The sequence below is a fragment of the Bradyrhizobium sp. USDA 3262 genome, assembly GCF_054060035.1.
On the sequence record NZ_JBSSCT010000001.1, the window covers coordinates 6,154,551 to 6,180,450 of the forward strand.

General features: G+C 62.7%; 28 protein-coding genes. 4 read left to right on the forward strand and 24 right to left on the reverse strand.

The window, feature by feature from the left end; genetic code table 11:
• Positions 1-445: 445 nt before the first annotated feature.
• The 4 genes from ACVWYP_RS28925 to ACVWYP_RS28940 all read right to left on the reverse strand — a co-directional run bounded on the left by ACVWYP_RS28925 (position 446) and on the right by ACVWYP_RS28940 (position 3,192).
• Complete coding sequence (locus ACVWYP_RS28925; RefSeq protein WP_453945981.1) at positions 446-1,360, reverse strand: DUF5996 family protein; 915 nt, start codon at positions 1,358-1,360, stop codon at positions 446-448.
• Between the two features lie 96 nt (positions 1,361-1,456).
• Entirely contained in the window at positions 1,457-1,666 is a 210-nt protein-coding gene (locus ACVWYP_RS28930) for a hypothetical protein (protein WP_304495713.1), read from the reverse strand.
• A gap of 303 nt (positions 1,667-1,969) precedes the next feature.
• Positions 1,970-2,161: a hypothetical protein gene (locus tag ACVWYP_RS28935; RefSeq protein ID WP_304495714.1), complete on the reverse strand. Its 192-nt coding sequence runs from the start codon at positions 2,159-2,161 to the stop codon at positions 1,970-1,972.
• 134 nt (positions 2,162-2,295) lie between these two features.
• Positions 2,296-3,192, reverse strand: coding sequence for a bestrophin family protein (locus ACVWYP_RS28940; protein ID WP_028339180.1), 897 nt, complete (start codon positions 3,190-3,192; stop codon positions 2,296-2,298).
• 355 nt (positions 3,193-3,547) lie between these two features.
• Here ACVWYP_RS28940 and ACVWYP_RS28945 point away from each other — a divergent pair, with 355 nt between their 5' ends.
• Genes ACVWYP_RS28945 through ACVWYP_RS28960 form a run of 4 tightly spaced genes read left to right on the forward strand, consistent with a single transcriptional unit; the run spans position 3,548 to position 8,401 of the window.
• Positions 3,548-5,812, forward strand: coding sequence for an FdhF/YdeP family oxidoreductase (locus ACVWYP_RS28945; protein ID WP_304495715.1), 2,265 nt, complete (start codon positions 3,548-3,550; stop codon positions 5,810-5,812).
• 50 nt (positions 5,813-5,862) lie between these two features.
• The gene (locus ACVWYP_RS28950) at positions 5,863-7,275 is read left to right on the forward strand and encodes a cytochrome ubiquinol oxidase subunit I (protein WP_304495716.1); all 1,413 of its coding nucleotides are present in this window, start codon (positions 5,863-5,865) and stop codon (positions 7,273-7,275) included.
• A 5-nt stretch (positions 7,276-7,280) separates the two neighbouring features.
• Positions 7,281-8,285 (forward strand): cytochrome d ubiquinol oxidase subunit II, encoded by a 1,005-nt coding sequence (gene cydB / locus ACVWYP_RS28955; RefSeq protein WP_304495717.1) that lies wholly within the window; start codon positions 7,281-7,283, stop codon positions 8,283-8,285.
• A complete protein-coding gene (locus ACVWYP_RS28960) occupies positions 8,285-8,401 on the forward strand; it encodes a DUF2474 domain-containing protein (RefSeq protein ID WP_304495718.1) in 117 nt (38 codons plus the stop codon). The genes cydB and ACVWYP_RS28960 overlap by 1 nt, the downstream gene beginning before the upstream one ends.
• Positions 8,402-8,474: 73 nt before the next feature.
• On the opposite strand, the gene ACVWYP_RS28965 is transcribed toward ACVWYP_RS28960, so the two are convergent.
• From ACVWYP_RS28965 to grpE, 20 genes are all read right to left on the reverse strand, one after another.
• Entirely contained in the window at positions 8,475-8,771 is a 297-nt protein-coding gene (locus ACVWYP_RS28965) for an Hsp20/alpha crystallin family protein (RefSeq protein ID WP_304495719.1), read from the reverse strand.
• Positions 8,772-8,828: 57 nt separating this feature from the next.
• Positions 8,829-9,653, reverse strand: coding sequence for a family 1 encapsulin nanocompartment shell protein (locus tag ACVWYP_RS28970; protein WP_304495720.1), 825 nt, complete (start codon positions 9,651-9,653; stop codon positions 8,829-8,831).
• On the reverse strand, positions 9,650-10,654 hold the full coding sequence (locus tag ACVWYP_RS28975; protein WP_456684312.1) for a Dyp-type peroxidase: 1,005 nt from the start codon (positions 10,652-10,654) through the stop codon (positions 9,650-9,652). Before ACVWYP_RS28975 ends, ACVWYP_RS28970 begins: the two co-directional genes overlap by 4 nt.
• A gap of 72 nt (positions 10,655-10,726) precedes the next feature.
• Positions 10,727-10,921 (reverse strand): hypothetical protein, encoded by a 195-nt coding sequence (locus ACVWYP_RS28980; protein WP_028339186.1) that lies wholly within the window; start codon positions 10,919-10,921, stop codon positions 10,727-10,729.
• A gap of 103 nt (positions 10,922-11,024) precedes the next feature.
• The gene (locus tag ACVWYP_RS28985; protein ID WP_304500325.1) at positions 11,025-11,279 is read right to left on the reverse strand and encodes a DUF2171 domain-containing protein; all 255 of its coding nucleotides are present in this window, start codon (positions 11,277-11,279) and stop codon (positions 11,025-11,027) included.
• 59 nt (positions 11,280-11,338) lie between these two features.
• Positions 11,339-11,566, reverse strand: coding sequence for a DUF2171 domain-containing protein (locus ACVWYP_RS28990; protein ID WP_028339188.1), 228 nt, complete (start codon positions 11,564-11,566; stop codon positions 11,339-11,341).
• A gap of 99 nt (positions 11,567-11,665) precedes the next feature.
• A complete protein-coding gene (gene clpB / locus ACVWYP_RS28995) occupies positions 11,666-14,278 on the reverse strand; it encodes an ATP-dependent chaperone ClpB (RefSeq protein WP_304495721.1) in 2,613 nt (870 codons plus the stop codon).
• A 50-nt stretch (positions 14,279-14,328) separates the two neighbouring features.
• Positions 14,329-14,742, reverse strand: a complete 414-nt coding sequence (locus ACVWYP_RS29000) for a thioesterase family protein (RefSeq protein ID WP_028339190.1) — start codon at positions 14,740-14,742, stop codon at positions 14,329-14,331.
• A gap of 3 nt (positions 14,743-14,745) precedes the next feature.
• Positions 14,746-15,342 (reverse strand): superoxide dismutase, encoded by a 597-nt coding sequence (locus tag ACVWYP_RS29005; RefSeq protein ID WP_028339191.1) that lies wholly within the window; start codon positions 15,340-15,342, stop codon positions 14,746-14,748.
• A 338-nt stretch (positions 15,343-15,680) separates the two neighbouring features.
• Positions 15,681-16,073, reverse strand: coding sequence for a hypothetical protein (locus ACVWYP_RS29010; RefSeq protein ID WP_028339192.1), 393 nt, complete (start codon positions 16,071-16,073; stop codon positions 15,681-15,683).
• A 92-nt stretch (positions 16,074-16,165) separates the two neighbouring features.
• Positions 16,166-16,360, reverse strand: a complete 195-nt coding sequence (locus ACVWYP_RS29015) for a hypothetical protein (protein ID WP_035631049.1) — start codon at positions 16,358-16,360, stop codon at positions 16,166-16,168.
• Between the two features lie 317 nt (positions 16,361-16,677).
• Entirely contained in the window at positions 16,678-18,681 is a 2,004-nt protein-coding gene (locus tag ACVWYP_RS29020; protein WP_304495722.1) for a sensor histidine kinase, read from the reverse strand.
• Between the two features lie 11 nt (positions 18,682-18,692).
• Positions 18,693-20,081 carry a sigma-54-dependent transcriptional regulator gene (locus tag ACVWYP_RS29025; RefSeq protein WP_304495723.1) on the reverse strand — a complete coding sequence of 463 codons (1,389 nt, stop codon included), beginning with the start codon at positions 20,079-20,081 and terminating at the stop codon, positions 18,693-18,695.
• Between the two features lie 135 nt (positions 20,082-20,216).
• Positions 20,217-20,498, reverse strand: coding sequence for a chaperone modulator CbpM (locus tag ACVWYP_RS29030; RefSeq protein WP_245288648.1), 282 nt, complete (start codon positions 20,496-20,498; stop codon positions 20,217-20,219).
• Positions 20,495-21,403 carry a DnaJ C-terminal domain-containing protein gene (locus ACVWYP_RS29035; protein ID WP_028339196.1) on the reverse strand — a complete coding sequence of 303 codons (909 nt, stop codon included), beginning with the start codon at positions 21,401-21,403 and terminating at the stop codon, positions 20,495-20,497. Before ACVWYP_RS29035 ends, ACVWYP_RS29030 begins: the two co-directional genes overlap by 4 nt.
• Before the next feature lie 89 nt (positions 21,404-21,492).
• The gene (locus tag ACVWYP_RS29040) at positions 21,493-21,669 is read right to left on the reverse strand and encodes a hypothetical protein (protein ID WP_304495724.1); all 177 of its coding nucleotides are present in this window, start codon (positions 21,667-21,669) and stop codon (positions 21,493-21,495) included.
• A gap of 90 nt (positions 21,670-21,759) precedes the next feature.
• The gene (locus ACVWYP_RS29045) at positions 21,760-22,212 is read right to left on the reverse strand and encodes a DUF992 domain-containing protein (protein WP_245288649.1); all 453 of its coding nucleotides are present in this window, start codon (positions 22,210-22,212) and stop codon (positions 21,760-21,762) included.
• 191 nt (positions 22,213-22,403) lie between these two features.
• Positions 22,404-24,299: a molecular chaperone DnaK gene (dnaK, locus tag ACVWYP_RS29050; protein WP_304495725.1), complete on the reverse strand. Its 1,896-nt coding sequence runs from the start codon at positions 24,297-24,299 to the stop codon at positions 22,404-22,406.
• Between the two features lie 196 nt (positions 24,300-24,495).
• Positions 24,496-25,092, reverse strand: coding sequence for an Hsp20/alpha crystallin family protein (locus ACVWYP_RS29055; RefSeq protein ID WP_304495726.1), 597 nt, complete (start codon positions 25,090-25,092; stop codon positions 24,496-24,498).
• A 173-nt stretch (positions 25,093-25,265) separates the two neighbouring features.
• Complete coding sequence (gene grpE / locus ACVWYP_RS29060; protein WP_304495727.1) at positions 25,266-25,883, reverse strand: nucleotide exchange factor GrpE; 618 nt, start codon at positions 25,881-25,883, stop codon at positions 25,266-25,268.
• Positions 25,884-25,900 lie beyond the last annotated feature (17 nt).

Consider the following 25,900-nt stretch of genomic DNA (forward strand, 5'->3'; position numbering starts at 1 on the left):
CGAGCATCCGGCTGATGATGGCTGTAGCGGACGCTCTTTGGGCCCCCGTGAGCGTCTGTTCAGTATCTCGCAACCAGCGACGACTGCATCGCGCGCAATGCCGAGCTCGATGCTGCTATCGCCCACTGGGTGGCTTCGGTTGGCATCCTGGGGATCGGTGGCGATCATTACCCGCTGCCCTGGCAATACCTGAACGATACGGGCCTTGGTGGGTAACCGCGACAACCATTGTCGCGTTGTGTTCGTGCTTTGCTGTCGTTTCGAACAGCTGGATACAGCGGAGGAGCAGTGCGGCGGAGAGAGTATCAGTCAATCCCCGTTGAAAGATAAGGCATATTTGAGCGTCCTGGGCCAAAACCTACCAATTGACTATTGCCGAAGTCCGGCGTTTCGCCTCCAACACGTCGTCGTGATACAAAAGCGGTTGTGGGCGCCAGGTCGCGTATCATTCCGGCCGGCCGCCACCCAACAGCCCGGAATCCCACCCTGCAGCGGTTGCACCAGCGTGATAGGTGGATTCGAGGAAGGTCAGCAGGTCTCGATCAGGATCGCCCGACTGGCGCAGGTCATCGTAGTCGAGCAGGAACTCGCCCATGCCGGCGTCCCAGCGGGCGGCGGCCGGACCGACCTTGGTGTTCTCGATGCCTTTCGGCTGCGGATATGTGAAGGAGTAGAACGCGGGCCTGGGATAGGAGACATCGCCCGACCACCACCCCATCTCGATCAGTTCCGCATTCATCGCATTGCGCCTGATGAAGCCGATATCTTGCGCGGGCGTGACGGGCTTGCCGTTGTAGAACACCGCGCGAATATCCAGCGTCCCCCACATCAGGCCGATCGGTTGCGTCTTGCCGGTGAACCGGCCCTGAAAGTCCTGGAGCACGCGTTGCGTGCCGAGCAGGATGCGCCACCACGCATTGACCAGGTCGCGATCGTACGGGCGCTGCTCCTTGTCCTCGTTGAACGGGATCGGACGGGACACCTCCTGCGGCATGAGGGTGATCGACGCGTCAATGCCGGCGTGGCGAAGCTGATCGAGCAGAGCGTCCACGAGCGCGGCAACGGACGTCGGCCGCAGTGGCAACTGCCCCGATGTGCCCGAACTCGTGAGCCACTGCAGCTCGTGCGAGATGAAGTCGGCGCGGACCTCATAAACGCCGCCGGCATGACGGATCGGTCCCGTGGTCAGCCCTCGCGCGCTGAGCCACAACGGCACCTCGGCCCATTGCGCCTGAAACGGTTCCGCGAGCTTCAGCTTGCCGACCGCCTGCAACGCCATGTGCAGGAGATATCGCGTGGGCTCGAAGGCCGGGCCGGAAAGCGCCGGCCAGGAATCGGAAGTGCGATTGCCGGCAATCATGGCGTATCCTCACACACGGCATGTGGACGGCCTGGCAGCTGGATCGATTCAGCGAACCTTTTCTGCCATGCAGCTGCTCCAATGCGCCGCTTCCAGTTAGCGGTTCGCGTCAAGGTTATCGCTTATGACCTTGTCGATCACCCCTTCATTATGCTGGATGAACTCGTCCCGCGACATGCCGGAGGCCTGCCACAAGGATTGAAGGCCAGCGTCCCGGTGAAGCCATTCGTTTCGGGTCTGATGGTCGATCTTGTGCCGCCGCGCGTCCTGTGATCCGTGGGAGGCTTTGTCATGATCCTTGGACATTGAGGGTCCTCCTATGTCGCTATCAATGACGTTCAACGTTGCGCTCGACCGGATTGTTCGAACCAACAGGAGTTCCGATCCGCCCGAGCGTCGAAATTCCTGATGGCAAAGAATGCGCCAACTTGGGTACGGAAACAATGTCAATGGCTTGGGCGCGCAACGCCCGGCGACGACGGACATTTTGTCCACGCCGTCGAGGACAGGCTGTCCATCGGCGATGCCTCACCTGTCTCGCGCAGGCTTCCGCGGAGCAGACACGTACGCGCGCTCCGCATCTCCGTCACGGATGGACTTTGCCCCAGCCTAATCGGCTTCGTCGAGAAGCGGCCGGGGCGCCTGAAAGCCATGCGCGTCCGCGAACCGAAGCGCCTCGACGATCATCGTCTTCATCGCCTCGGGTCCGTCATCGTGCGTGATCTCATACTCAAGGAGGAACGAGGCAAACGCATCTTCATCGATCTTGTCGAGCGCGTCAGCGAGTTCATTCATCGTCATAGGGCACCTCCTGGACCTCGATCCCACTCGGATAGCTCATTCCCTATATGCTCATGGCAACCTCCATATGAAGGTCGAGGCGTTGCGCTATCGAAGGGCATCTCGCAGCAACTTTCCTGGATCAAAGGTTCCGCCTACTTCAGCACATTGTCACGCGCCTCGATCGGCGCGGGAAGATCACGCTCTCCGAGCAGGAATAGAATCTCGCGCTCGATCATGCGCCGCATGGCGTCCAGTGGGAGAGCGTTAGGCTCCAGTCCGAACGGATCCTCGAGTTGATGGCCGAGCGCGTCGAGACCAAAGAAGGTGTATGCGACCAGCAGGACGGGCAGCAGCGTCCACCAGTCCAGCGATCCGGCCAGCGCGAACGGCAGCGTCACGCAAAAGATCAGAGCGGTCCGGTGCAGCAGCAGGGAATAGGCGAACGGCACGGGCGTCGACGCGATGCGTTCGCAACCGCCCTGCACGTCGGAGAGCGCGCTAAGCTGCCCCTCGAGGACGGAGTAGTGGATCGGCTCAATGCGGTCCCGCTTCATCAGCGCCAGGCAATATGTTCCGATCTGGTTGAGCACGACATTGGTCGGGTTGGGCCCGCCTGACGCGGCGTCGATGTCGCACCAATGTCCGATCGCCACCAGTTCGTCCTCGCCGCGCAAGCGGGCTGCCAGTCCGGCGCAGAAGCCGCACAGGCCGCGAAGCAGCACGCGCCGCTCCTCCTCATCAAGGGTGGAGGTCTGACGTGCGAACGAGCGGCAGGCGATGATCAGCTTGCCCCAGAGCTCCCGGCCTTCCCACCAGCGCTCATAGCAGGCGCTGTTCCGAAAGCTCATGAAGACCGACAGCGCGATGCCGATCAGTGTGAAGGGAACGGCGCTGATCCGCGCAAAAATGCCCGGATGCTCCATCGCGGCGAGCACCGCAAGGACGCTGATCAAGGCGATCGCAACCAGATGCGGCGCGATCCGCGGCAGGATCGAGCCGTTGACCGCAAACACGATGTCCCTGAAGCCGGGCTTGGAGCGCACAATCATGTCGACCTCCGCGGCGCGCTTAAGCCCTCCTCGAGATTGCAGCTCGAGCCGGACGCCGCGCGCGTATCGTCACTGGTGACGACGAGCGCATTGGTCGCAATGATCAAGTTTGGACATCGCCGGAAGCAACCTTCCGACATGGACAATGGGTGGTTCACGCCGTCTCCCCGATTCAACGGCGCGTAATGAAGCAACCTCCGCGCCAATTCCGGAATGTAGTCCAGTCAGTCACTTAGAGCGCGATCGGCTTTCAACGCCGGACATTTTGTCCGCGCAAAAGGACAAAATGTCCATAGAAATCAATATGATAGAATGGTTTACTTCCGATATCGCGGATGATTGGGGAGTGCTGGCAATGACCGACCACAAGCCTCGTTACAAGGCCTATCATCATCCTGCGGGCGGCTGGGGAGCGGCCGGCGCAACCGCCAAGGTGCTGCTCGAGCAGAGCGTCGTCACCAAAGGATCTCGCGCGTTGCTCGCGATGAACCAACCCGGCGGCTTCAAATGTCCGAGCTGCGCCTTCCCCGATCCTGACTGCAAGAAGACGCTGGAGTTCTGCGAGAACGGCGCCAAGGCGCTGGCGTTCGAAGCGACCAAGCGCAGGGTCACGCGAGAATTCTTCGCCACATACACGGTGTCCGAGCTGATGGAGAAGTCGGACTACTGGCTTGAGATGCAGGGCCGGCTGACCGAGCCCATGCGCTATGATGCGGCTTCCGATCGCTATCTGCCATGCGAGTGGGACGAAGCCTTCACGATGATCGGAGATCATCTGCGTGCGCTGGAGAGCCCGCATCACGCCGAATTCTACACCTCGGGACGCACGCCGAACGAAGCCGCGTTTCTGTATTCGATCTTCGTCCGCGCGTTCGGCACCAACAATTTCCCCGACTGCTCGAACATGTGCCACGAGCCCACCAGCCGCGGCCTGCCACCCTCGATCGGCGTCGGCAAGGGCACCGTTGTGATGGAGGATTTCGAACACGCCGAAGCCATCTTCGTGATCGGGCAGAACACCGGCACCAACTCGCCGCGCATGATGACCAATCTGGTCGAGGCGCGAAAGCGCGGCGTGCCGATCGTGGCCGTCAATCCGATGCCGGAGCGGGCACTGATCCGCTTCACCGAGCCGCAGGATGTCATTCAAATGGCGACCTTCGGATCGACCCCGATCGCCAGCGAGTTCGTTCACATCAAGATCGGCGGCGATCTTGCCCTGTTCAAGGGCATGATGAAGGTGATGTTCGAGCGCGAAGCGCAGGGCGAGAAAGTCCTCGATCACGACTTCATTCGCGAGCAGACCGTCGGATTCGATCTGGTCCGGAAGGATGTTCTGGCCCAGTCGTGGCCCAACATCGTCGCGATTTCCGGCGGCGAGGAGGCACAGATCCGCCGTTGCGCCGAGATCTACATGCGCTCCCGGGCTACCATGATCTGCTACGGGATGGGACTGACCCAGCACCAGGAGGGATCGCGGCTGCTGCAGCAAGTCGTGAATCTGCTGCTGATCAAGGGCAATTTCGGCAAGCCCGGCGCCGGCATCTCGCCGATCCGCGGCCATTCCAACGTCCAGGGCGACCGCACCGTCGGCATCGACGAGAAGCCGACCGACGACTATCTCGACCGCGTGCGCGACGTGTTCGGCTTCGAGCCGCCGCGCGGACACGGCCACCACACCGTCGAGACCGTCGAGGCGATGCAGAACGGCACGGCCAAGGTCTTCATCGGCATGGGCGGCAACTTCGTCCGCGCGGTCCCCGATACCGAGCGATCGTATGCGGCGATGAGGAAACTCGCCCTGACGGTCGGCATCAACACCAAGCTCAATCGCGGACATCTGGTCCACGGGCGAGATGCGCTGATCCTGCCGGTGGTCGCGCGCTCCGAAGTCATCCATACCCTGGCCGGAGAGCAGTTCGTCACGATAGAGGACTCGATGTCCACCGTCACGGCATCGCGCGGCGTGCTGGCGCCGGCAAGCGCCGATCTGCTCCCGGAGGTCGAGATCGTCTGCCGGATGGCGCGCGCGACGCTTCCCGACAGCACGATTCCGTGGGAGAGCTATATCGAAGACTACGGACTGATCCGCGATAAGATCGCGGACGTCTATCCCGAGATCTACAGCGACTTCTCGGAACGGATCAAACGACCGCAGGGCTTCCACCTCGACGTGCCACCGCGCCGGCTGGTCTGGCCGACCCCGAACGGCAAGGCCAATTTCCTCTTGATGCCCGGCCTCGAGGTCAACGCTCCGGTGTCCGATCCCGCGATGCTGCGGTTGGCGACAGTCCGCTCGCACGACCAGTTCAACACCACGATCTACAGCTATAACGACCGCTATCGCGGCGTCTACAACGACCGGATGGTGCTGTTCATGAACGCCGATGACCGGGCGGCGCGAGGGCTCGCCTCTGGCGCACGGATCGCGCTCGAGACGATCAGCGATGACGGCGTGCGGCGCCGGGTCGATGGTCTCACGGTGCTGGACTATCCGATGCCACGCGGCGCGGTCGCGGGATACTATCCCGAGCTGAACCCGCTGCTGCCGCTCGAATACTACGACAAGATCAGCGGCACGCCCGCCGCCAAATCGATTCCGGTTCGTGTCGTCGCCTAGCGGGCGGCTCCACAGGTTGCGGAGAGCTTCGGTTTCATAGGGAGGCAACATTGCTTGGGCAACTCGACCCGGTAATCCTGGCGCGTGCGCAGTTCGCGTTCACCGTCTCCTTCCATTTCATCTTCCCGGCGTTCTCGATCGGGCTCGCAAGCTACCTCATGGTGCTGGAGGCGCTGTGGCTGAAGACGGGAGAAGGCGTCTACGCCAATCTCTACCGCTACTGGCTCAAGATTTTCGCGGTTACGTTCGGCATGGGCGTGGTGTCGGGGGTCGTGATGTCCTACCAGTTCGGCACCAACTGGTCGGTATTCTCGACCAAGGCGGGACCGATCATCGGTCCGCTGATGGCCTATGAGGTGCTGACGGCGTTCTTCCTGGAAGCCGGCTTCCTCGGCGTCATGCTGTTCGGCATCAGCAAGGTCGGCAAGGGCCTGCATTTCTTCGCGACCTGCATGGTGGCGCTCGGCACGCTGATCTCGGCGACCTGGGTCATCGCGGTGAACAGCTGGATGCAGACGCCCGCGGGCTATGCGATCAACGCCAAGGGACAGTTCGTGCCGGCCGATTCCTGGCTGCCAATCATCTTTACCGCGAGTTTTCCGTTTCGCCTGGTCCATACCGTGATCGCGGCCTATCTCACCACCGCTTTCGTCGTCGGGGCCGTCGGCGCCTGGCATCTGCTCAGGGACCGCGGCAATCCGGGCGCGCGCAAGATGTTCTCGATGGCGATGTGGATGGCCGCGATCGTCGCGCCGATCCAGATCCTGGCCGGCGACGCCCATGGGCTCAACACGCTGGAGCATCAGCCGGCCAAGGTGCTCGCGATGGAGGGCGACTACCAGCCGAGCCCGAACGGCGCCCCGCTGATCCTGTTCGGCTTGCCGAGCAATGACGAGGCGCGCGTCCGTTACGAAGTCTCGATACCGCACATCGGATCGCTGATCCTGAAGCATGATCCATATGCGCCGCTTCAGGGCCTCACCGACTTCCCGCGCGAGGACTGGCCGCCTGCGCATGTCGTGTTCTGGTCGTTCCGGATCATGGTGGCGCTGGGATTTGCGATGCTCGGCGTTGGCCTCTGGAGCCTTTTCGCCCGGGCGCGCGGCAAGCTCTACGACTGGCGCTGGCTGCATCGTGTCGCGGTTGCGATGGGGCCGGCCGGCTTCATCGCTGTGATCGCCGGGTGGGTCACGACCGAGGTCGGCCGCCAGCCCTTCACGGTGTACGGCCTGCTGCGCACCGCGGAATCGCATTCGCCGCTCGCCGCGCCCGCGGTCGCCGCTTCGCTCGTCGCCTTCGTGCTGGTCTATTTCAGCGCCTTCGGGGCCGGCACCTATTATCTGCTGCGGCTGATGGCCAAGCCGCCGGAACGGAAGGAGCCGGAGCTGCCGAACCTGCCGCAGCGCGCGGCGGGCATCACCCCGGCGGCAGGTGTCGGGGCGCCGCTGACGGCCGGAGAGTGAACGCCATGATCAGCATCGACCTCACCATCTTCTGGGCGGCGGTCATCGGCTTCGCCGTGATGGCCTATGTCGTGATGGACGGCTTCGACCTCGGTATCGGCATCCTGTTCCCGAGTTTCGCGGTCGGCGACGAGCGCGATCAGGCGATGAACTCGATCGCGCCGGTGTGGGACGGCAACGAGACCTGGCTCGTGATGGGCGGCGGCGGACTGCTCGCAGCGTTCCCGCTGGCCTATGCCATCCTGCTTCCGGCGACCTATCCGCTGATGATCGCGATGCTGCTCGGCCTCGTGCTCCGCGGCGTCGCGTTCGAATTCCGCTGGCGGGATGCAGGCCACCGCGCGCTGTGGGACATGGCCTTCTCGCTGGGCTCGGTGGTCGCGGCGCTGGCCCAAGGCATCACGCTCGGCGCGATCCTGCAGGGCGTCCGGGTGGAGAATGACGCCTATGCCGGCGGCTGGCTCGACTGGCTGAGCCCGTTCAGCCTGCTGACCGGGATCGCCGTCGTCATCGGCTATGCCCTGCTCGGCGCGACCTGGCTGATCTGGAAGACCGAAGGAACCAGCCAGCGCCATGCGCGCCGCCTCGCCTTCTGGCTCGGCCTCGGAACGCTCGCAGCGCTTGCGGCCGTGAGCGCGGCAACGCCGTTCCTGCATTACGATTACTGGCGGCGCTGGTTTGCGCTGCCCGGCGTGCTGCTCACGGCGCAGGTGCCGCTGCTGGTCGCGATCTGTGCGGCGACGCTGTTCTGGAGCCTCAAGCGCGATTTCGAGCGGCTGCCCTTCGCGATGGCGCTGGCGCTGTTCCTGCTCGGCTTCCTCGGCCTCGGCATCAGCATCTATCCCTATATCGTCCCCCGCGCGGTCACGATCTGGGATGCCGCCGCGCCGCCCGAGAGCCAGTCCTTCATGCTGGTCGGCGCGCTGGTCATCGTCCCGGTCATCCTCGCCTATACGGGCTGGGCCTATTGGGTGTTCCGGGGCAAGGCCGGCGTTCACGGATATCATTAATGGAGAGCCAGCTTCCATTCTGGAAGCGGCTCGCCTGGATGGCCGCGATCTGGGGCGCGAGCGTCACCGCGCTCGGATTGGTCGCCGGCCTGATACGCGTCGTGCTGACAGGGTGACATCGTCGCAACGGAATCAGGCGACGGTGCAACGGCGAGCCGGCCAGCGATCGTCGGCGCAATCGCAGCGAGCTCAGCTCTGCTGCCGGCCGCTTCGCTTAGGCAGCCGCACCGTCAGCACGCCGCCGTCGAAATCAACGCACATGCGATCGGGGTCGACCGGACATGGCAGCCGCATGACGCCCAGAAACCTGAACGAGCGTCCTGCATGGCAACGGTCCTCCGGCCTGTGCCGCCCGAGGGTTGGCTCGGCGCGAATGGTGAGCACGTCATCGTCGACCATGACTTCGATCTCGTCCTCGTTCAGGCCCGGCAGGTCGGCAAGGACCACCACATCGCGTTCGTCTTCATGCACGTCAAGGTCAAGCATGCGGGGACTGTGCGGTACGGTTACGAGCCTGCCCTGATCACCGGCTTGAGCCTTCTATCATTTGGATTTGGCAGCCGGCGCCTTCGCCGGTGTGAGCACCACGGATGCCTCGGTCGTCAGCACCCGGAAGGTGAAGCTCTCCTGGAAATACAATTCGACCGTCGAGCTCGAATGGCTGAGATAGCCGATGGAGAAATCCTGGCCGATATCGAGCTCGAAATCTCCACCCCGTGTCGTCAGGACGAACGCGCCTTCAATCGCCGGCGCCCAGATGGTGCCGCCATCGACGATCCGCTCGATGTGGTGAAAAATCGGATAGCCGTCGTCGGCTCCCCCACTCGCGGCCGTGTATGTGCTTGCCCCGAGCACCAGCGCGTACGGCCCATTGCAGCCGGCCAGCCGAAGCTGGCTGACGGCCTGCGCGACGACATCGGGGTAAGCTCTCACATTGGCCGGAAGGGGGATCGCAGCATTGCTGCTCGCCTCCGTGATGCCCTGAATGCCTGCCGCCGCATAACCCGCGAACACCGCGCGATCTTCGGCGAAGGCGATCTTGCGCGCCGCTTCCTTCACGGGAGACCAATCCGAATCGTTCGAGCCGCGATCGACATCGTCGATCTGCTGCCGCGACAGCTGAAAGGGGACGCGCAGCTCGACCAATGCCTTTGCCTCCCGCTGAATGGCCCGGATTTCGTCGCCGGGCGCATCGATTTGCCTGATATGCCCGGTGCCGATGGCGGCGAGCCCGGGCCCCTTCGGACCCGTGACATCCACGACCCTTCGGGCTGCCAGATGCCGCTTGAGTGTCCGCGACGCTTCCTGCTCGATTTGCGCCCAGGCCTCGTCGGAGATCGGCGCGAGGTGGCGGTGAAGATTACTCATTCTTTAGCCCCTTGCTTCAGAGAACCAATGCCGAGCGACCCATCATTGCCGGCCGGGCATGAGAGAGATTCATTGGTGGACGGCGTCGATGCGCCCGGTAGGTCGACGGCATCGGGCGCAGGTTCCGGCTCGACGTCGTCGAGGAAGCTTGCCGATGGCACGAAAAACAATGCGCCGGTCACGGCGCGGCTGAAATCCAGCAGCCTGTCATAGTTTCCGGGCGGCCGGCCCACGAACATGTTTTCGAGCATCTGCTCGATGCGGCGCGGCGATCGCGCGTATCCGATGAAGTAAGTGCCGAACTCGCCCTTTCCGAACTCGCCGAACGGCATGTTGTCGCGAACGATCTCCAGCTGATCGCCATCCTCGACAACCGTCGTCAGGACGTTGTGCGCATATGGCGCCTTCGCCGCGTCCAGTTGCTCGATATCCGAGAGCTTGTGCCGACCGATGATGTTTTCCTGTTGCTCGATCGGCACCGCATTCCAGCGCGCCAGATCATGCAGATACTTCTGCACGATGACGTAGCTTCCGCCGGCGAAGGGCGCATCCTCCTCGCCGATGACGGTTGCGCGTTCGGCGTCCGCGCCGACAGGGTTTTCCGTCCCATCGACAAAGCCCATCAGATCGCGGTCATCGAAATATTTGAAGCCGTGGACCTCGTCGACAACGGTCACGACGCTGCCGAGCCGCGGCATGATCTGCGCCGCGAGCTCGAAACACATATCCATGCGCGTGGACCGGATATGAAACAGAAGATCGCCCGGCGTCGAAACCGCGTGATGCACGCCGCGAACTTCCCGAAACGGGTGCAGATCCTTCGGTCGCGGGGCACCGAACAGCCGGTCCCAGATGCTGGAGCCGATGCCCATGACGCACGACAACCGCCCTTGCAGATCGCGGAAGCCGACGGCGCGCAACAGCGACGACAGGTCCGCGCAGAGACCGCGTACGGCGGCGTCGCTTTCCGGTCCGGAATTGACCGTCACGACCAGGAAGATGGCCGCCCGCGTGAGACGCGCGACGACCGGTTGCGGAACAGCAGACGTCCTTTGGTGACCTCCGAGAGGTCTCTAGTCCATGTCCCGGAAAGCGTGGCCGTCGGCTTTCACGCCCACGATGACACTCGAGGGCACCAGGTCCTGGGCGCAGGTGCCGTCGAACACCCAATCACCCTTGTCTGCAAGGTCAGGGAGATTTGCGCCCTTGCGTACATACAGCCCGATCGCGGGCTTCTTCGCATTGATGTAGAGATCGTACTCTTCCATTTCATCAACCTTCCTGAAACGCGAGGTCTATCGTCCGCCCGTTCTGGGAGTGCCAGATCGGACAGGCAGTCTCCCGCGTCCGCGCGAGCGACACGATTTCCGGTCACAGCTTGACCGGCCGCCCCGACTTCTCCTCCTCCAGCGTGACGGCAATATCGGCATTGGCGGAGAGGCGAACCTTGTCGCCCTCGACACCCGCCACAAAGCCCATTTCAACGTAGTGATGATGGCCTTCGTGATGGCCAAAGCTGTCGGACATCTTGAGCTTGATGCGATCGCCCTCGACGCGATCGACTGTGCCGACGTGAACGCCGTCCGCGCCGATGACTTCCATATTCTCCCTGATCGTGTTCGCCATGAGTTGGTTCTCCTGTCCAATTTCCGAATCGATTGACACGCCGCCCTGCGGCCACGCCATCAGTCCTCGAAAAGCCTGGCAATGTCGGCGTCGCAGCAAAGCCGAACCTTGTGGCCCTCGATGTTGTTCACCAGATCGAGGCCGATATAGTGGTGATGCTTCTCGTGCGAACCGCCGTCGTGCTTCTTCAGCTTGATCCGATCCGCTTCGACGCAGTCCACCGTGCCCAGATGATCGCCATCGAAGCCGATGACCTCCATGTTCTCCTTGATGTCGTCCTTCACCATGCTTTCCTCGTTCGATACGATCTCGGTTCCCGCTTCGGCCTGCCGACCGCCCGGCCAACGCGATGATGCCGCGCGCAGCCGCAGCCTCGGATCACGGCCTCAAATCATGACTTCATCGTCCTGGTCCGCGGTCGGCGCGGCCTTGCCGTTGAAGGTGAGGCCGTCCTTGCCCGCCGAGATCTTGACCTGCGAACCGTCGCGCACATCGCCTGCGAGCAACATCTCCGCCAGCGGATCCTGCAAATAGCGCTGGATGACACGCTTCAGCGGACGGGCCCCGTATGCCGGGTCCCATCCCTTGTTGGCCAGCCAGTCTCGCCCCTTGGCGTCGAGCGACAACTCGATCTTGCGATCGTCCAGCAGCCGTCGGAGCCGTGCAAACTGGATTTCGACGATCCGGCCCATCTCGTTCTTCTGGAGCCGGTGGAACAGAATGATGGCGTCGATCCGGTTGAGGAACTCGGGCCGGAAATGCGCCCGCACCATGGTCATGACCTGCTCCCGCACTGCGCTGGTCTTCTCGCCTTCGCCCTGGTTGACGAGCAGCTCCGCCCCGATGTTCGAGGTCATGATGATCAGCGTATTGCGGAAATCGACCGTACGGCCCTGGCCGTCGGTCAGGCGTCCGTCGTCGAGCACCTGCAGCAGGACGTTGAACACGTCGGGATGCGCCTTCTCGATCTCGTCGAACAGCACTACCTGATACGGCCGCCGACGCACCGCCTCGGTCAATACGCCGCCCTCGTCATAGCCGACATAGCCGGGCGGCGCGCCGATCAGCCGCGCGACCGAGTGCTTCTCCATGAACTCGGACATGTCGATCCGGACCATCGCCGTCTCGTCGTCGAACAGGAATTCGGCAAGGGCCTTGGCAAGCTCGGTCTTGCCGACGCCGGTCGGCCCGAGGAACATGAACGAGCCCATCGGACGATTGGGGTCCTGCAACCCAGCGCGCGCGCGGCGTACTGCCGTCGACACGGCCCGCACGGCTTCGGCCTGGCCGACGACGCGCTTGCCGAGCGCCTCCTCCATGTGGAGCAGCTTCTCCTTTTCGCCCTCCAGCATCTTGTCGACCGGAATCCCGGTCCAGCGCGACACCACCTGCGCGATATTGTCGGCGGTCACCGTTTCGCCGATCGACGTGCTCTCGCTGGCTTCGACCGCGGCAAGCTTCTTCTCGAGTTCGGGGATCCTGCCGTAGGCGAGCTCACCCGCCTTCTGGAATTCACCCTTGCGCTGTGCATTTGCGAGTTCCGTGCGAAGCCGTTCGAGCTCGCTCTTCATCTTCTGTGCGTCGGATAGCTTGCCCTTCTCGGCCTGCCATTTCGACGTCAGATCGGCCGACCTCTTCTCGAGATCGCGCAATTCCGTCTCCAGCGTCTGCAAGCGGCTCTTCGAGCCGGCATCGTTCTCCTTCTTCAGCGCTTCCTGCTCGATCTTCCGCCGGACGATCTCGCGATCGAGGTTGTCGAGCTCCTCGGGCTTGGAGTCGACCTGCATCTTCAGCCGCGCCGCCGCCTCGTCCACGAGGTCGATCGCCTTGTCCGGCAGAAAGCGGTCCGTGATGTAGCGGTTCGACAGCGTCGCCGCCGCGACCAGCGCCGAATCCGAGATGCGCACGCCATGGTGAAGCTCGTACTTCTCCTTGAGACCGCGCAGAATCGAGATCGTGTCCTCGACCGTCGGCTCCGACACGAACACCGGCTGGAAACGGCGCGCCAATGCCGCGTCCTTCTCGACATGCTTGCGGTACTCATCGAGCGTGGTGGCGCCGATGCAGTGCAGCTCACCGCGGGCCAGGGCCGGCTTGAGCAGGTTGGAAGCGTCCATCGCGCCGTCGGTCTTGCCGGCGCCGATCAGCGTGTGCATTTCGTCGATGAACAGGATGATGCCGCCCTCGGCCGACGTCACCTCGCTGAGGACCGCCTTCAGCCGCTCCTCAAACTCGCCGCGATATTTCGCTCCGGCGATCAGGGCACCAAGGTCGAGCGCCAGCAGCTTCTTGTCGCTCAGGCTCTCCGGCACGTCGCCGTTGACGATGCGCAACGCCAGCCCTTCGACGATGGCGGTCTTGCCGACGCCGGGTTCGCCGATCAGCACCGGGTTGTTCTTGGTGCGGCGCGACAGCACCTGAATGGTGCGGCGGATCTCCTCGTCGCGACCGATCACCGGATCGAGCTTACCGTCGCGCGCGGCCTGGGTCAGGTCGCGGGCGTACTTCTTCAGTGCGTCATAGGCGTTCTCCGCCGACGAGCTGTCGGCCGTGCGCCCCTTGCGCAGCGCATTGATCGCAGCTTCCAGATTTTGCGGCGTGACGCCGCCATCCCTGAGAAGCCCGGCCGCATCGCTGTTGCGGTCCGAAGCCAGGGCCTGAAGCAGCCGCTCGACCGTGACGAAGCTGTCTCCCGCCTTCTCCGCGGCCTGCTCCGCCGCGGTGAACACGCGGGCGGTCTCGGGCGCTAGATAGACCTGTCCCGCGCCGGCGCCCGATACTTTCGGGAGCTTGTTCAACGCCGCTTCGGTTGCCTTGAGGATCGCCCGCGAATTGCCGCCGGCGCGGTCGATCAGACCGCCCGCCAGACCTTCGCCGTCATCGAGCAGCACCTTGAGGATGTGAAGCGGCGTAAACTGCTGGTTGCCTTCCCGCGTCGCCAGCGATTGTGCCGACTGGATGAAACCTCTTGCGCGATCGGTATATTTTTCAACATTCATGGAATCACCTCACGCTGGCAATACCGGCGCATGCCGTCCTCGTTCCGATTTCATCGACCTGTCGGCGAATGCGCCCTTTTCGCCTCGAGGTGCTGTTCCAGTCGAGCGAGATCGATCACCATGCGCTCATGGGTGCCCCTGCCGATCTCTTCGATTTCGTCCTGCGCGGTCACCGCGAAGACCAGGCGCCGTCCATCGACGCCGGTGACTTCAGCCTCCGCGGTCACCCGTTGTCCCGCCGGCGTCGCGGCGATGTGCCGGACGTCGACGGCGATCCCAACCGCCGCCTCACCGGGTTCGAGATAACCCCGGATGGCGTTGAGCGCTGCGTTCTCCATCGCAAGGATCATCACCGGCGTCGCGAGAACCGGCGGTAGCGTCGGGTCCTTGAACTGGCTGGCCAGATGCTGCGGCCTCACGTCGAGCGTGAAGCGGCCCTTTGCGCCAAGAGACACCGGCTTCATGTTTCACACCGCCTTCTGGAACAGTTCCTCGACGTAGTCCCAGTTCACGAGGTGATCGAGAAACGCCTTGATGTAATCGGGCCGGCGGTTGCGATAGTCGAGATAGTACGAGTGCTCCCAGACATCGCAGCCGAGAATCGGCTTGGCGCCGTGCACGAGCGGACTTTCGCCGTTCGCAGTTTTCATCACGACGATCTTGCCATCCTTCACCGCGAGCCAGCACCATCCCGAGCCGAACTGACCGACACCGGCCGCCACGAAGTCGTCCCGCATCTTCTCGATGGAGCCGATATCGGCGCTGATCCGCTTCTCGAGGCTGCCCGGCATCGCGCCGCCGCCCTTCGGCTTCATCCATTTCCAGAAATAGGTGTGGTTGAGATCCTGGCTTGCATTGTTGAAGAGCGGCGTGTTCTTGCCAAAGGAGCCGACGACGACCTCCTCGAGGCTCTTGCCTTCCCATTGCGTGCCCTTGATCAGCGTATTGACGGCGTTGACATAGGCCGCGTGATGCTTGTCGTGATGGTATTCGAGCGTTTCCTTCGACATGTAGGGAATGAGCGCATCATGGAGATAGGGTAGATCAGGAAGGGAAAACGACATGGGACTTCTCCGGCTCATGATCTGCTGTACGAGCGAACATCCGTGTTTGCGACATAGGCTCGATCGTTCATGCCGATAGTTGCGTATCGCGATCCGCCAAGCCGCGGTCGCGCCGACCCGACGGACACTTCCTCAGCAACCGACGTGCCAACTCGAACCGCACGAAATATCAATGCGTTACAGAGCGACAAGCACATGCCATCGGACAATTTGTCGAAACGGCGCGAGACAAACTGTCCGAGATGGCAGCAGCCAGACGAGGCTCGAACAGACGTTCTTGCGACGGCATACGACGTGAGCGGAAGCAGCGCACACGCATCAACACGTGGCCGGCCGTTCTACTTCCCTGACCCGTACATCAGCTCGAGTGCCGCAAGTGCAGTCAGGATATAGCCGCCATCATTGTCCATATCGTCGTCCGTGGAGAGATCGAATTCCCGCCACACGCCATCAAGATTGCCGGCCTTTCTTTCGTTGATGACCCGGGTCGCCACGTCACTGATGACGCCGAACTGTGCGAGGTCGTAATGCAGGCCGTCGTCATCGGAGAACAGACCGTGCTTGCGCAGGAACGCGGCCATCGGCATCGACGTTTCGCTGAGGTAGAACAGCAGGTCTCCCGCGTCCACGGGCCGGTCCGTCGCCTGGGGCACGAAGCCGACCTGCGTGATGAGCTGGGCGGCGCATGATTGAAGATCGGTCGTGAGCTGGCTCAGCGATACGACAGCCATTGCGATCTCCTCAGCTGTGAAAACGAATCCCCGATCGGCCCGGGCTCTATCGGTCCCCGCCTGATTGGATAGCGTCGCGCGGGCCCGAATTCCTATTTGACCCTGCGGCCATGGAAGAACCCGGCATTCGTCGTGTTCTCGCGAATATTGGCCGTCTCGCCCTGCTCCGCCGCGTTCTTCGCCTTTCCCTTCGGCTGCGGCCCGGCATTGCTGTCGGGTTCCGATCCGGTCCCCTTCGGGCTCCGGTTCGCAGGCGGGACAGGCGGCATCTTGTTGTGACGTGACATCGCGGCAACTCCCTTTGAAGACAACGGATCGCGATTCCGGCCGATATCGTGGGAGATCGAGCAACTGACGTGCCAAATCGAATCGGCAACGAAATCAGCCTCATAGCGTGGCAGTTCTCACCGGATAAAGACAATTTGTCAGGGCGAGGCCAGACAAACTGTCCGGCGAAATACGTTCGTTCGAATCCTCCTTGTCATGGACCAGCGCGCGACACAATTCGCGCCACGCCGCTTTCACGTGTCTAACGCTGCACTACGGCTAATCGTTGCACCGCGACGGCCTCGATCTCAAAGGTCGGGCGAGCCATCCCTCGCGATCAGCCAGAAGCTTCTCGCAGCCAGACGGAAAAGGTCGTGCCCTTTCCCAATTCGCTTTCGACCGAGATCCTACCACCTTGTCGGGTCACGAGCATCTGGCTAATTGACAGCCCGAGACCGGTGCCTTCCCGCCTCTTGGTCGTGAAGAAGGGATCGAAGATCCGTTGCATGATATCGGGCGTCATGCCGGCGCCGGTGTCGCCGACCTCGATCACGACACCGCGACGCAGACCTTCCTGGCGATCGAAGGTCCGCAGCGTCAGCTGTCCGCCGTCCGGCATGGCGTGAATCGCGTTGACGATCAGATTGACCAGCACCTGCTGAAGCTCGGTCCTGTTCATCGAAATCGGGCGCGACGCGCGATACTCCTTGTCGACGGTGATCGTCGTCTTGTTCAGCAGGTGCTGCACCAGTGGCAGCGTATCGTTCACGATCTCGTCCGGCTGATACTGCTCGACAAAGCCGGCGTATTCCTGCGGCTTGGCGAACTGAAGCAGCCTGGTGACGATCTCGCTGATCCGTCGGAGCTGCTCGTCGATGAGCCGGAACTCGGTCTTCGCGGTATCGACCTTACCCCCCATCAGGTCGCGGATGACTTCGAGATTGCCCTGCACCACGGCAATCGGATTGTTGATCTCATGCGCGATGCCGGCGGTGATTTCGCCGATCGCGGCGAGCTTTTCCGACATGATGAGCTGCTTCGTGGTCGCTTCCAGTTGCTGGTTGGCGAGTTGCAGCTTGCTGGTGCGCTCCTCGACGCGCTGATTGAGCTCCTCATTCCACTGCCGCAGCTGAGTATCGCGCTCGTGAAGCTGGTCGAGCAGCCGATCGAGGTGGAGCGCAACCCGGCCGATTTCGTTCTGATCGCCCGTATGTCCGGTCCGGGCGTCGAGCTCACCGCGTTCGACCCGGGTAATCGTACCCGTCATGCTCTCGAGCGGACGGAAGATTGCCGCAGCCCACCTCAGGAACAATGGAACGGTCGCAGCAACCGCGACCAGGAACGCCACCGCGATCTCGAGCAACGTCCGGCGCTTGGCTTCGGTGAAGGGCTTTTGAAGGAAGCCGGCATAGAGCATGCCCACGCGATGACCGTAGCTGTCGAGCAGCGGTTCATAGCCCGAGACATACCAGTCGTTGACGACGAATGCACTGTCGAACCAGCTGCCGCCGTCCTCAAGGACGGCCTTGTGGACTGCGGCCGACACCCGGGTGCCAATCGCACGTTGCGTCTCGAACAGCTGCACATTGGTGCTGATGCGGACATCATCGAGAAACAGGGTGACGGTGCCACGGCTTTCGCGAGGCAGGCCGAGGCCGTGATAGATGAGATCATTGATCGTATCGACGAAGGCGAGATTCTGATTCAGGAGGATGCCACCGACCAGCGCGGCTCGCCGGCCGTCGGGCAGCATCAAGGGGTTGGCCGACTGCAGGACCAGGCCGCGCGTTTCCTCCGTCTTGGTCGTCGGAGCACTTCCGACTGTCGGAACGAGCTCGATTCGCGCCCGTCGCGCGAGATCAGGCGATATCGCCGAAAGCTCGGCCGCCTCGAAAACGTCGATGACTGTCCTTGCGCGCCCTTCGAGCGCGGTGCTGATGACCGGCCAGTTCCAGCGGACGGAGGCCGAAGCGAGCGGATAGTCGCTTGCCACGATATGTCCGCCGTCGACCACGATATAGAGAAAATCGAATCCGCGGGCTTGCGCAGTCTCCTTGAGAAGCGCCGCAAGATCGTCATCGACACCACCTTGCTTTGGCAGAACCTTCTGAAACCGCGCGGAGCTGGTGACGAAAGCCAATTGGTCTTCCGTATTCTCCATGATGCGGGCGAGATATTGGTGCGCGATGGTCAGGTCATCGTGGACCTTGGAGAGCAGCGCTTCGTCGAACTTGGCGTTCCAACGATAGATGCTGATCCCCAGCAGCAGCGGGAGGATCACGAGCATCGGCACGAGAGCGATCGCCAGCAATCGATAGCGAACCGAGCGCTGATTGCTCATCGAGCGAACAGCTATACTTTCCAGCTTGCGCATTTGCGGTCGACCGTCTTGCGCGAGATGCCGAGCCGCCGCGCGGTTTCGTCGCGATCTCCGCCGGTCTCGCGAAGGATAGCCAGTATGTGGCGTCGCTCCACCTGGGCAAGACTCTCCCCGCCGCTGTCGCCATGATCGAGGGCCCTCTCGAAATCCTCCGGGAAGGTGCCGAGGATGATGGTCCGCTCGATCAGATTGCGCAGCTCGCGGATATTCCCGGGCCACTCATAGTGCGTCAGGGCCGCGCGCACACGCTCGCCCATGGGCACGGCAGGCATGCCTAGCTGCTGGGAGATATCGCGCATGAATATTGCGGCGAGCTCGAGCACGTCCTCGCCGCGGTTGCGGAGCGGTGGCATGCCGATTTGCATCACATTCATTCGGAAGTAGAGATCGGCGCGGAAGCTGCCGGCCTCGACCCGGCCTGGCAGATCGGCATTGGTGGCAAAGACGAAGCGGGCATCGAACGGGACCTCCCGTTCCGCACCGACGGGACGGACCCGGCGATCCTCGAGAACGCGCAGCAGCTTGCTTTGAAGCGTGTACGGCAGTTCGCCGATCTCGTCGAGAAACACGGTCCCGCCCTGAGCATGCATGAACAGGCCCTCGCGCGCCCGCCCCGCGCCCGTGAACGCTCCCTTGAGATGGCCGAACAATTCGCTCTCGATCATGTCGGCTGGAATCGCGCCGCAATTGATCGGCACGAACAGCTTGTCGGCGCGATTGGAGAGGGAATGCAGCGAGCGGGCAGCAACCTCCTTGCCGGTGCCTGACTCGCCGGTGAACAACACTGGCGTCGGCAACGGCGCAACGCGCGCGATGATATCGCGCACCTGCTGGATTGCGCTCGACTGACCGAGCAGCTTGTTACGCAGGAACATTTCGTGCGAAGCGGACGCCAATTCATGACGCAGCACGTAATTCTCTCGCTGCAGCCGCGTTCGATCCAGGCATCGCGCCACGGCGTTGAGCAACTGATTGGAGCGGAAGGGCTTGATGACGAAATCGACAACGCCGGCCCGCAAGGCCACGATGGCGGTATCGAGGTCGGCGTAGGCCGTCATCAAGATCACGTCGGCGAAGAAGCCGATCGCGCGTTGCTCGGCCAGCCAGTCAAGGCCGGCTTTCCCGGGCATGACGTTGTCGAGGATGACCACATCGAAATGCCGGCTGTCGAGCTTGCGCGACGCCTCCTTGGCATCGGCCGCCTCCTCGATCAGCTTGCAGCGCGGTCGCAGAATCTTGACGAGAAAATTGCGGATACCGGGCTCATCATCGATGACCAGTATCGACGCCTGCGAGAGCCAGGGGCCGAACTCCGGGCTGCCGACGGGTTCGACAACTTCCTGGGTTGATTCCTCCGACATTCGGCCCTTCTCCTGACGTCGCCTGCACCCTAACAGGGCAGGCCCGAGAACCACAACATCGCCGCGCAGGACTCGTTTGAACGCGATCGCACGCGGGCGCCGGCCCGAATTCCGGTTGCCGGGCCACAGCGAAGACTAGGTCGACTCTCCGCTGACCTCATCATGCAACCGCGCAAGCACCCGCCGCATGCCATGCAGCTGGTCGACGAGATGAAGCACCACATCGATGCCTTCGTCGTTGACGCCCATGCCAGCCGCGAGATCCTGAATGAAGCGCGCGCGGGCGACGTCGCCCTCGGTGAATGTCATCCCGGCGACGGTCCCCTCAGGGATCAGCCATTCCTGCTCGAGCCAGAATTCCAGGGTCTGTACCCGGACACCGGACGCGATCAGAAACTCCTGCCTGTTCATGATCATGATGCACCGCCTTCGCGCGGGTTGAATTCCTTGCCCTTGCCCCATCCTGATACGAATGCCTCGAGCTCCGGGTCCGGCGAATTCGGCAGGACGATCTTCAGCTTCACGAGCTCATCGCCGCTGCCGCCGCCGTGACGCGGCGCCCCCTTTCCGCGCAGGCGAAGCGTCGTCCCGGTATTCGATCCCTTTGGGACCGACATGGTCACTTCGCCGGTCGGCGTCGGGACGCGCACCCGCCCGCCCAGGACGGCTTCGGACAGCGAGATCGGCAATTCCAGCGAGATGTTGTCGCCGTCGCGCGTGAAGCGCCGGTCGGGCAGGACTTCCACATCGATCAGCGCATCGCCGGGCCCGCCCTTGCCGGTGCCGGGCGCACCCTTGCCCTTCAGACGCAGGACCTGGCCGTCGACCAGCCCGGGCGGGATCTTGACGTCCAATGCACCGCCGTCCGGCAAGGATATGCGCTTGTTGCTACCCGTGATCGAATCGACAAAATCGATCGCGAGCCGATAATGCAAATCTGCGCCGCGACGGTTCGCGCGTGCCCGCTGACTGCGCTTGAGCAGCTCGGCGAAGGGATCCTCGCCGTCCATGAAATCGGCGAAGCCAGCACCGCTGCTGTACGGATGGCCATGGTCCGCGCTGGCGAAATCCCGATAGTAATGATGCTGCGGCTGCTCCGCACCCGACCCGTCGATCTCGCCATTGTCAAACCGCTTGCGCTTCTCAGCATCGCCAAGCAGATCATAGGCGCCCGCAACTTCCTTGAACTTCTCTTCGGCCTTCTTGTCGCCGGGGTTGAGATCCGGATGAAGCTTCTTCGCCAGCTTGCGATACGCCTTCTGAATGTCGGCGGCTGAAGCCGATGACGAGACGCCGAGCACATCGTATGGATTGGTCGCCACGTCAGCTCTCCTGGCATCGGCAACAAGACATCAGGCTCCCGTGACCGAGGCGCTTGCGAGGCGCGACGCCGTTCGACGGCAGGTTGAAGCTATTCGACATGGCCCGGGTCCACATATCTCGGATAGTTCTTGGCCTGCTGCGGCGTCATCCGCGCCGGGTCCGGCGCGCCCGGCACCCCCCGCGGGCCGAGCTTGGCCCGCGCGATGTCATCCTCCATCAAACGCGGCTTACCGTCGTCAAGCTGTCCATTGCCTCCGTAATCCATTGCCTTGGTTGCTCCCTGATCCTGCGAGGGGCCCGGTGGCCGGGCTTCGATTCAGGAGACCGAACGGCTCATCAGCACACCGCTCCCGCGTCATCGCCCCGGTTGCAGGGTGAGGCTCTCGACCCCGGCGGCAATGATCACGCCGGTGGTGGCCTGAACACTGATCGGCTGCAGGGCGATGCTGTTGTTCGAACCACCGAGCAGCACGTTTCCGCCCACCCCAACTACGGCCGCTGCCATGGCGTCGACCCCGACATAGGTGCCGGCAAGGTCGCCGCGACCGGGCTGCACCACGGGCGCGAACACGTTCCAGGCCAGCGCAGTGTTCTCCGTGAAGCCGATATCGAGGCCGAGCTTCCGCATTGTCGCAACGTAGTAGTCCTCCGGCAGTCCGTTGATCCGCAGGACACATCGAAGGTTGACCACGGCTCCGACCAGGAACCCGACGGTCGCGCCACCGAGACATTCGAGCACGCCAACTTGTACCTTCTGTGCCGGTGCCGGTTGCTGCGCGTGGCCGGGCGACACGAGCGCGCTCAACATTGCGGCGACGATGGCGATTGAAAGACTCCGGTGACGACGCATAAAGAACCCCCTTGTGAGTTGAAAGACGATGCCTGTTGGGCATCACGGACAGAGTTTGAGTGAACCGGTAGAAGGGTCCGGGCAACGCACGTCGCCCGGACCAAGTGGCATCATTTCCTGCGCATGCCGGGACGGATTCGGCGGCTGCGCTACATCGACTTTTTCTCATCGTCACCGATCTCGGTAAATTCGGCATCGACGACGTTGTCATCCCGGCCCGGGCCCGCGCCGGGCGCCCCATGCGGCGCGGCATGGATGGCCTCACCCAACTTCATCACGTTCTGCTGGAGCACGCTCGCCTTGCTGGTGATCGCAGCCGCGTCGTCGCCTTTCAGCGCCTCGCGCAGATCCGACATGGCGTTCTCGACCGCGCGACGGTCCGTGTCGGAAAGCTTCGAGCCGTGCTCGACGACCGTCTTTTCCGCCGAATGCAGCAGCGCCTCCGCGGTGTTCTTCGCCTCGACGGCTTCCTTGCGCTTCTTGTCCTCGACCGCGTGCGCCTCGGCCTCCTTGATCATGCGATCGATGTCGGCTTCGGACAGGCCGCCGGACGCCTGGATCTGAATGCGCTGCTCCTTGCCGGTCGCCTTGTCCTTTGCCGAGACATTGACGATGCCGTTGGCATCGATGTCGAAGGTGACCTCGATCTGCGGCACACCGCGCGGCGCCGGGGCAATGCCCATCAGGTCGAACTGCCCGAGCAACTTGTTGTCGGCGGCCATTTCGCGCTCGCCCTGGAAAACGCGAATGGTCACCGCGTTCTGATTGTCTTCCGCCGTCGAGAACACCTGGCTCTTCTTCGCCGGAACGGTAGTGTTTCGCTCGATCAGGCGCGTAAACACGCCGCCCAGGGTCTCGAGGCCGAGCGACAGCGGCGTGACGTCCAGCAGGAGAACGTCCTTGACGTCACCTTGCAGCACGCCGGCCTGGATCGCCGCGCCGATCGCAACGACCTCGTCGGGGTTGACGCCCTTGTGCGGCTCCTTGCCGAAGATCTTCTGCACGATCTCCTGGATCTTCGGCATCCGGGTCATTCCGCCGACCAGGACGACCTCGTCGATGTCCTGGGCCTTGAGCCCGGCGTCCTTGAGCGCATTGAGGCAGGGCTCGATGGTCCGTTGCACGAGATCGTCGACCAGGGATTCGAACTTCGCGCGGGTCAGCTTGACCTGAAGGTGCTTGGGACCGGTTGCGTCGGCCGTGATGAACGGGAGGTTGATCTCGGTCTGCGTCGTGGTCGAGAGCTCGATCTTGGCCTTCTCCGCTGCCTCCTTGAGCCGCTGAAGGGCGAGATTGTCCTTGCGCAGGTCGATGCCCTGCTCCTTCTGGAACTCGTCGGCCAGGTAGTTCACCAGCCGCATGTCGAAGTCCTCACCGCCGAGGAAAGTGTCCCCGTTGGTGGCCTTAACCTCGAACACGCCATCGCCGATGTCGAGAATGGAGATATCGAACGTTCCGCCGCCGAGATCGTAGACCGCGATCTTGCTCTGCTTCTTCTTCTCCAGACCATAAGCGAGCGCTGCGGCCGTCGGCTCGTTGATGATGCGCAGCACCTCCAGGCCTGCGATCTTGCCGGCATCCTTGGTCGCCTGCCGCTGCGCGTCGTTGAAATAGGCGGGGACGGTGATGACCGCCTGCGTGATCTTCTCACCAAGGTTAGCCTCGGCGGTCTCCTTCATCTTCTGCAGGATGAACGCCGATATCTGCGACGGCGAATAGGACTTCCCGCCGGCCTCGACCCAGGCATCGCCGTTCGAAGCCTTGATGATCGTGTAGGGAACGAGCTTCTTGTCCTTCTCGACCATCGGATCGTCATACCGACGGCCGATCAGGCGCTTCACCGCGAAGATGGTGTTGGTGGGATTTGTCACGGCCTGGCGGCGCGCGGGCTGACCCACAAGGCGCTCGCCGTCGCTCGTGAACGCCACGACCGACGGTGTTGTGCGCATTCCCTCGGCATTCTCAATGATGCGCGGGTTCTTGCCGTCCATGACGGCAACGCAGGAGTTCGTCGTTCCGAGATCAATACCGATTACTTTTCCCACTGTCGCACCCTCCTGTTTCGCTTGTTTCTCTTCGCTGTCGTTCACCGAACCGGTGTAGAATGCTTCCCTGACCACCAGGTCGGCGTGTCGAAGCTATCGGCGTCCAATGCGTGTGCGTGTCGTTCGTCGATATGGGCGGCGCAACGGCCAGCAAGGCCTGGCGCAGACCTGTTCGATCTCCAGCGCGATGTACGTCTCATGACGCCTTCGGCTTCGGATTGGCATTGTACGCCTCTTCCGGTGCGGCCGCTCCGGCTTTGTTCTGGTCCGGCGCCGTCGGCGCGCCGCCCTGGGCGGCAACTTGAACGGGTATTCTGCGGGCGCGTTCCTTGTCCCTGTTGATCGGCAATGCCACAGTCAGAACTCCATTGTCGAAGTCGGCCTTCATCTTGTCTGTGTCGACCGAATAAGGCAGGCGCAACGTGCGGAGCAATGTGCCGTGGGAGCGCTCGAGGATGTGGAAGCTCTCCTTGTCGTCCGCCCTGTCCAGCGTCTTCTCCGCGCGAATGGTGAGGATGTCATCGACGAGCGTAACGTCGATGTCCTCCGCCCTCACACCGGGAAGGTCGGCACTGATCCGCATTTCACCGTCGGTCTCGCTCACATTGATGCTGGGCATGAAGGGACCCTGCCGATCGCCACTGAGATGCGACCGGCGATGAAGATGACCATGCAGGAAGACCTCGCCGAACAGACGATTGATCTCGTGATGGAGCGAATGGAAGGGAGCTTCGATATCACGCTGAATCGGATTGCCCGATCGAACAGGTGCGGTGGAATTCGGCGCCATCATTCTCTCCCTGTGCGACGACGGGCTCTTCCTTTCGAAACTCGGGCTCTTCATTGCAACAGGCATGCCATCCCCGACAGCCAACGGTAACAGCGACTTAGAAGTGCATCGATCGCGACGGCGGACATTTTGTCTCGGCTGCACGGGACAAGTTGTCGGTGAAGCGGGATGGCATTTCATGCTCCGCTCGCGATGCCGACCTTCGCGGGACGCAATGCGCGGGCGCCGATCGCGTAACCCGGTTGCAGAACCTTCATCACAGTGCCGCGCGGCACGGACGGATCCGGCACCTCGAACAACGCCTCGTGGAAATTGGGATCGAACCGTTCGCCGACGGGATCGAGCTTCGTGATGCCGTGCTTTTCCAGCACGCGCAGCAACTCCTTCTCGGTGAGGCCGACACCTTCGACCAGCGTCTTCAGCGCCCCCTCCCGCTCCCAGACACTATCGGGAATGCTGGCAATGGCACGCTCCAGGTTATCGGCCACGTGGAGTATGTCGCCGGCAAATTTCGTGATCGCGTACTGACGCATGTTGTCGAGATCGCGCTCGGCGCGGCGACGCGTGTTCTCGACCTCGGCCAATGCGCGCAGCAAGCGGTCCTTGAGCTCGGCATTCTCAGCGAGGAGCTGGGTGCGATCCTCCGACGAACGATCGCTTGCTACGGCTCTCCCGAAATCCGCAGCGTCCCCGGGGTCAGGCAGGGCATCGCTCACGGTTGGCAGCGTGTGAGCCGAACTTGCCGGGCCGTGTCCATGCGGATCGTCGTCGGGTGGCCATTTTCGCTCCGTCATCTAGTCCTCCCTCGCAA

Bases quoted from the DNA above. Each gene is read 5' to 3' on its own strand.
- ACVWYP_RS28925 (WP_453945981.1), bottom strand. From the start codon at position 1,360: ATGATTGCCGGCAATCGCACTTCCGATTCCTGGCCGGCGCTTTCCGGC.
- ACVWYP_RS28930 (WP_304495713.1), bottom strand. From the start codon at position 1,666: ATGTCCAAGGATCATGACAAAGCCTCCCACGGATCACAGGACGCGCGG.
- ACVWYP_RS28935 (WP_304495714.1), bottom strand. From the start codon at position 2,161: ATGACGATGAATGAACTCGCTGACGCGCTCGACAAGATCGATGAAGAT.
- ACVWYP_RS28940 (WP_028339180.1), bottom strand. From the start codon at position 3,192: ATGATTGTGCGCTCCAAGCCCGGCTTCAGGGACATCGTGTTTGCGGTC.
- ACVWYP_RS28945 (WP_304495715.1), top strand. From the start codon at position 3,548: ATGACCGACCACAAGCCTCGTTACAAGGCCTATCATCATCCTGCGGGC.
- cydB (WP_304495717.1), top strand. From the start codon at position 7,281: ATGATCAGCATCGACCTCACCATCTTCTGGGCGGCGGTCATCGGCTTC.
- ACVWYP_RS28960 (WP_304495718.1), top strand. From the start codon at position 8,285: ATGGAGAGCCAGCTTCCATTCTGGAAGCGGCTCGCCTGGATGGCCGCG.
- ACVWYP_RS28965 (WP_304495719.1), bottom strand. From the start codon at position 8,771: ATGCTTGACCTTGACGTGCATGAAGACGAACGCGATGTGGTGGTCCTT.
- ACVWYP_RS28970 (WP_304495720.1), bottom strand. From the start codon at position 9,653: ATGAGTAATCTTCACCGCCACCTCGCGCCGATCTCCGACGAGGCCTGG.
- ACVWYP_RS28980 (WP_028339186.1), bottom strand. From the start codon at position 10,921: ATGGAAGAGTACGATCTCTACATCAATGCGAAGAAGCCCGCGATCGGG.
- ACVWYP_RS28985 (WP_304500325.1), bottom strand. From the start codon at position 11,279: ATGGCGAACACGATCAGGGAGAATATGGAAGTCATCGGCGCGGACGGC.
- ACVWYP_RS28990 (WP_028339188.1), bottom strand. From the start codon at position 11,566: ATGGTGAAGGACGACATCAAGGAGAACATGGAGGTCATCGGCTTCGAT.
- clpB (WP_304495721.1), bottom strand. From the start codon at position 14,278: ATGAATGTTGAAAAATATACCGATCGCGCAAGAGGTTTCATCCAGTCG.
- ACVWYP_RS29000 (WP_028339190.1), bottom strand. From the start codon at position 14,742: ATGAAGCCGGTGTCTCTTGGCGCAAAGGGCCGCTTCACGCTCGACGTG.
- ACVWYP_RS29005 (WP_028339191.1), bottom strand. From the start codon at position 15,342: ATGTCGTTTTCCCTTCCTGATCTACCCTATCTCCATGATGCGCTCATT.
- ACVWYP_RS29010 (WP_028339192.1), bottom strand. From the start codon at position 16,073: ATGGCTGTCGTATCGCTGAGCCAGCTCACGACCGATCTTCAATCATGC.
- ACVWYP_RS29015 (WP_035631049.1), bottom strand. From the start codon at position 16,360: ATGTCACGTCACAACAAGATGCCGCCTGTCCCGCCTGCGAACCGGAGC.
- ACVWYP_RS29020 (WP_304495722.1), bottom strand. From the start codon at position 18,681: ATGAGCAATCAGCGCTCGGTTCGCTATCGATTGCTGGCGATCGCTCTC.
- ACVWYP_RS29025 (WP_304495723.1), bottom strand. From the start codon at position 20,081: ATGTCGGAGGAATCAACCCAGGAAGTTGTCGAACCCGTCGGCAGCCCG.
- ACVWYP_RS29030 (WP_245288648.1), bottom strand. From the start codon at position 20,498: ATGATCATGAACAGGCAGGAGTTTCTGATCGCGTCCGGTGTCCGGGTA.
- ACVWYP_RS29040 (WP_304495724.1), bottom strand. From the start codon at position 21,669: ATGGATTACGGAGGCAATGGACAGCTTGACGACGGTAAGCCGCGTTTG.
- ACVWYP_RS29045 (WP_245288649.1), bottom strand. From the start codon at position 22,212: ATGTTGAGCGCGCTCGTGTCGCCCGGCCACGCGCAGCAACCGGCACCG.
- ACVWYP_RS29055 (WP_304495726.1), bottom strand. From the start codon at position 25,092: ATGATGGCGCCGAATTCCACCGCACCTGTTCGATCGGGCAATCCGATT.
- grpE (WP_304495727.1), bottom strand. From the start codon at position 25,883: ATGACGGAGCGAAAATGGCCACCCGACGACGATCCGCATGGACACGGC.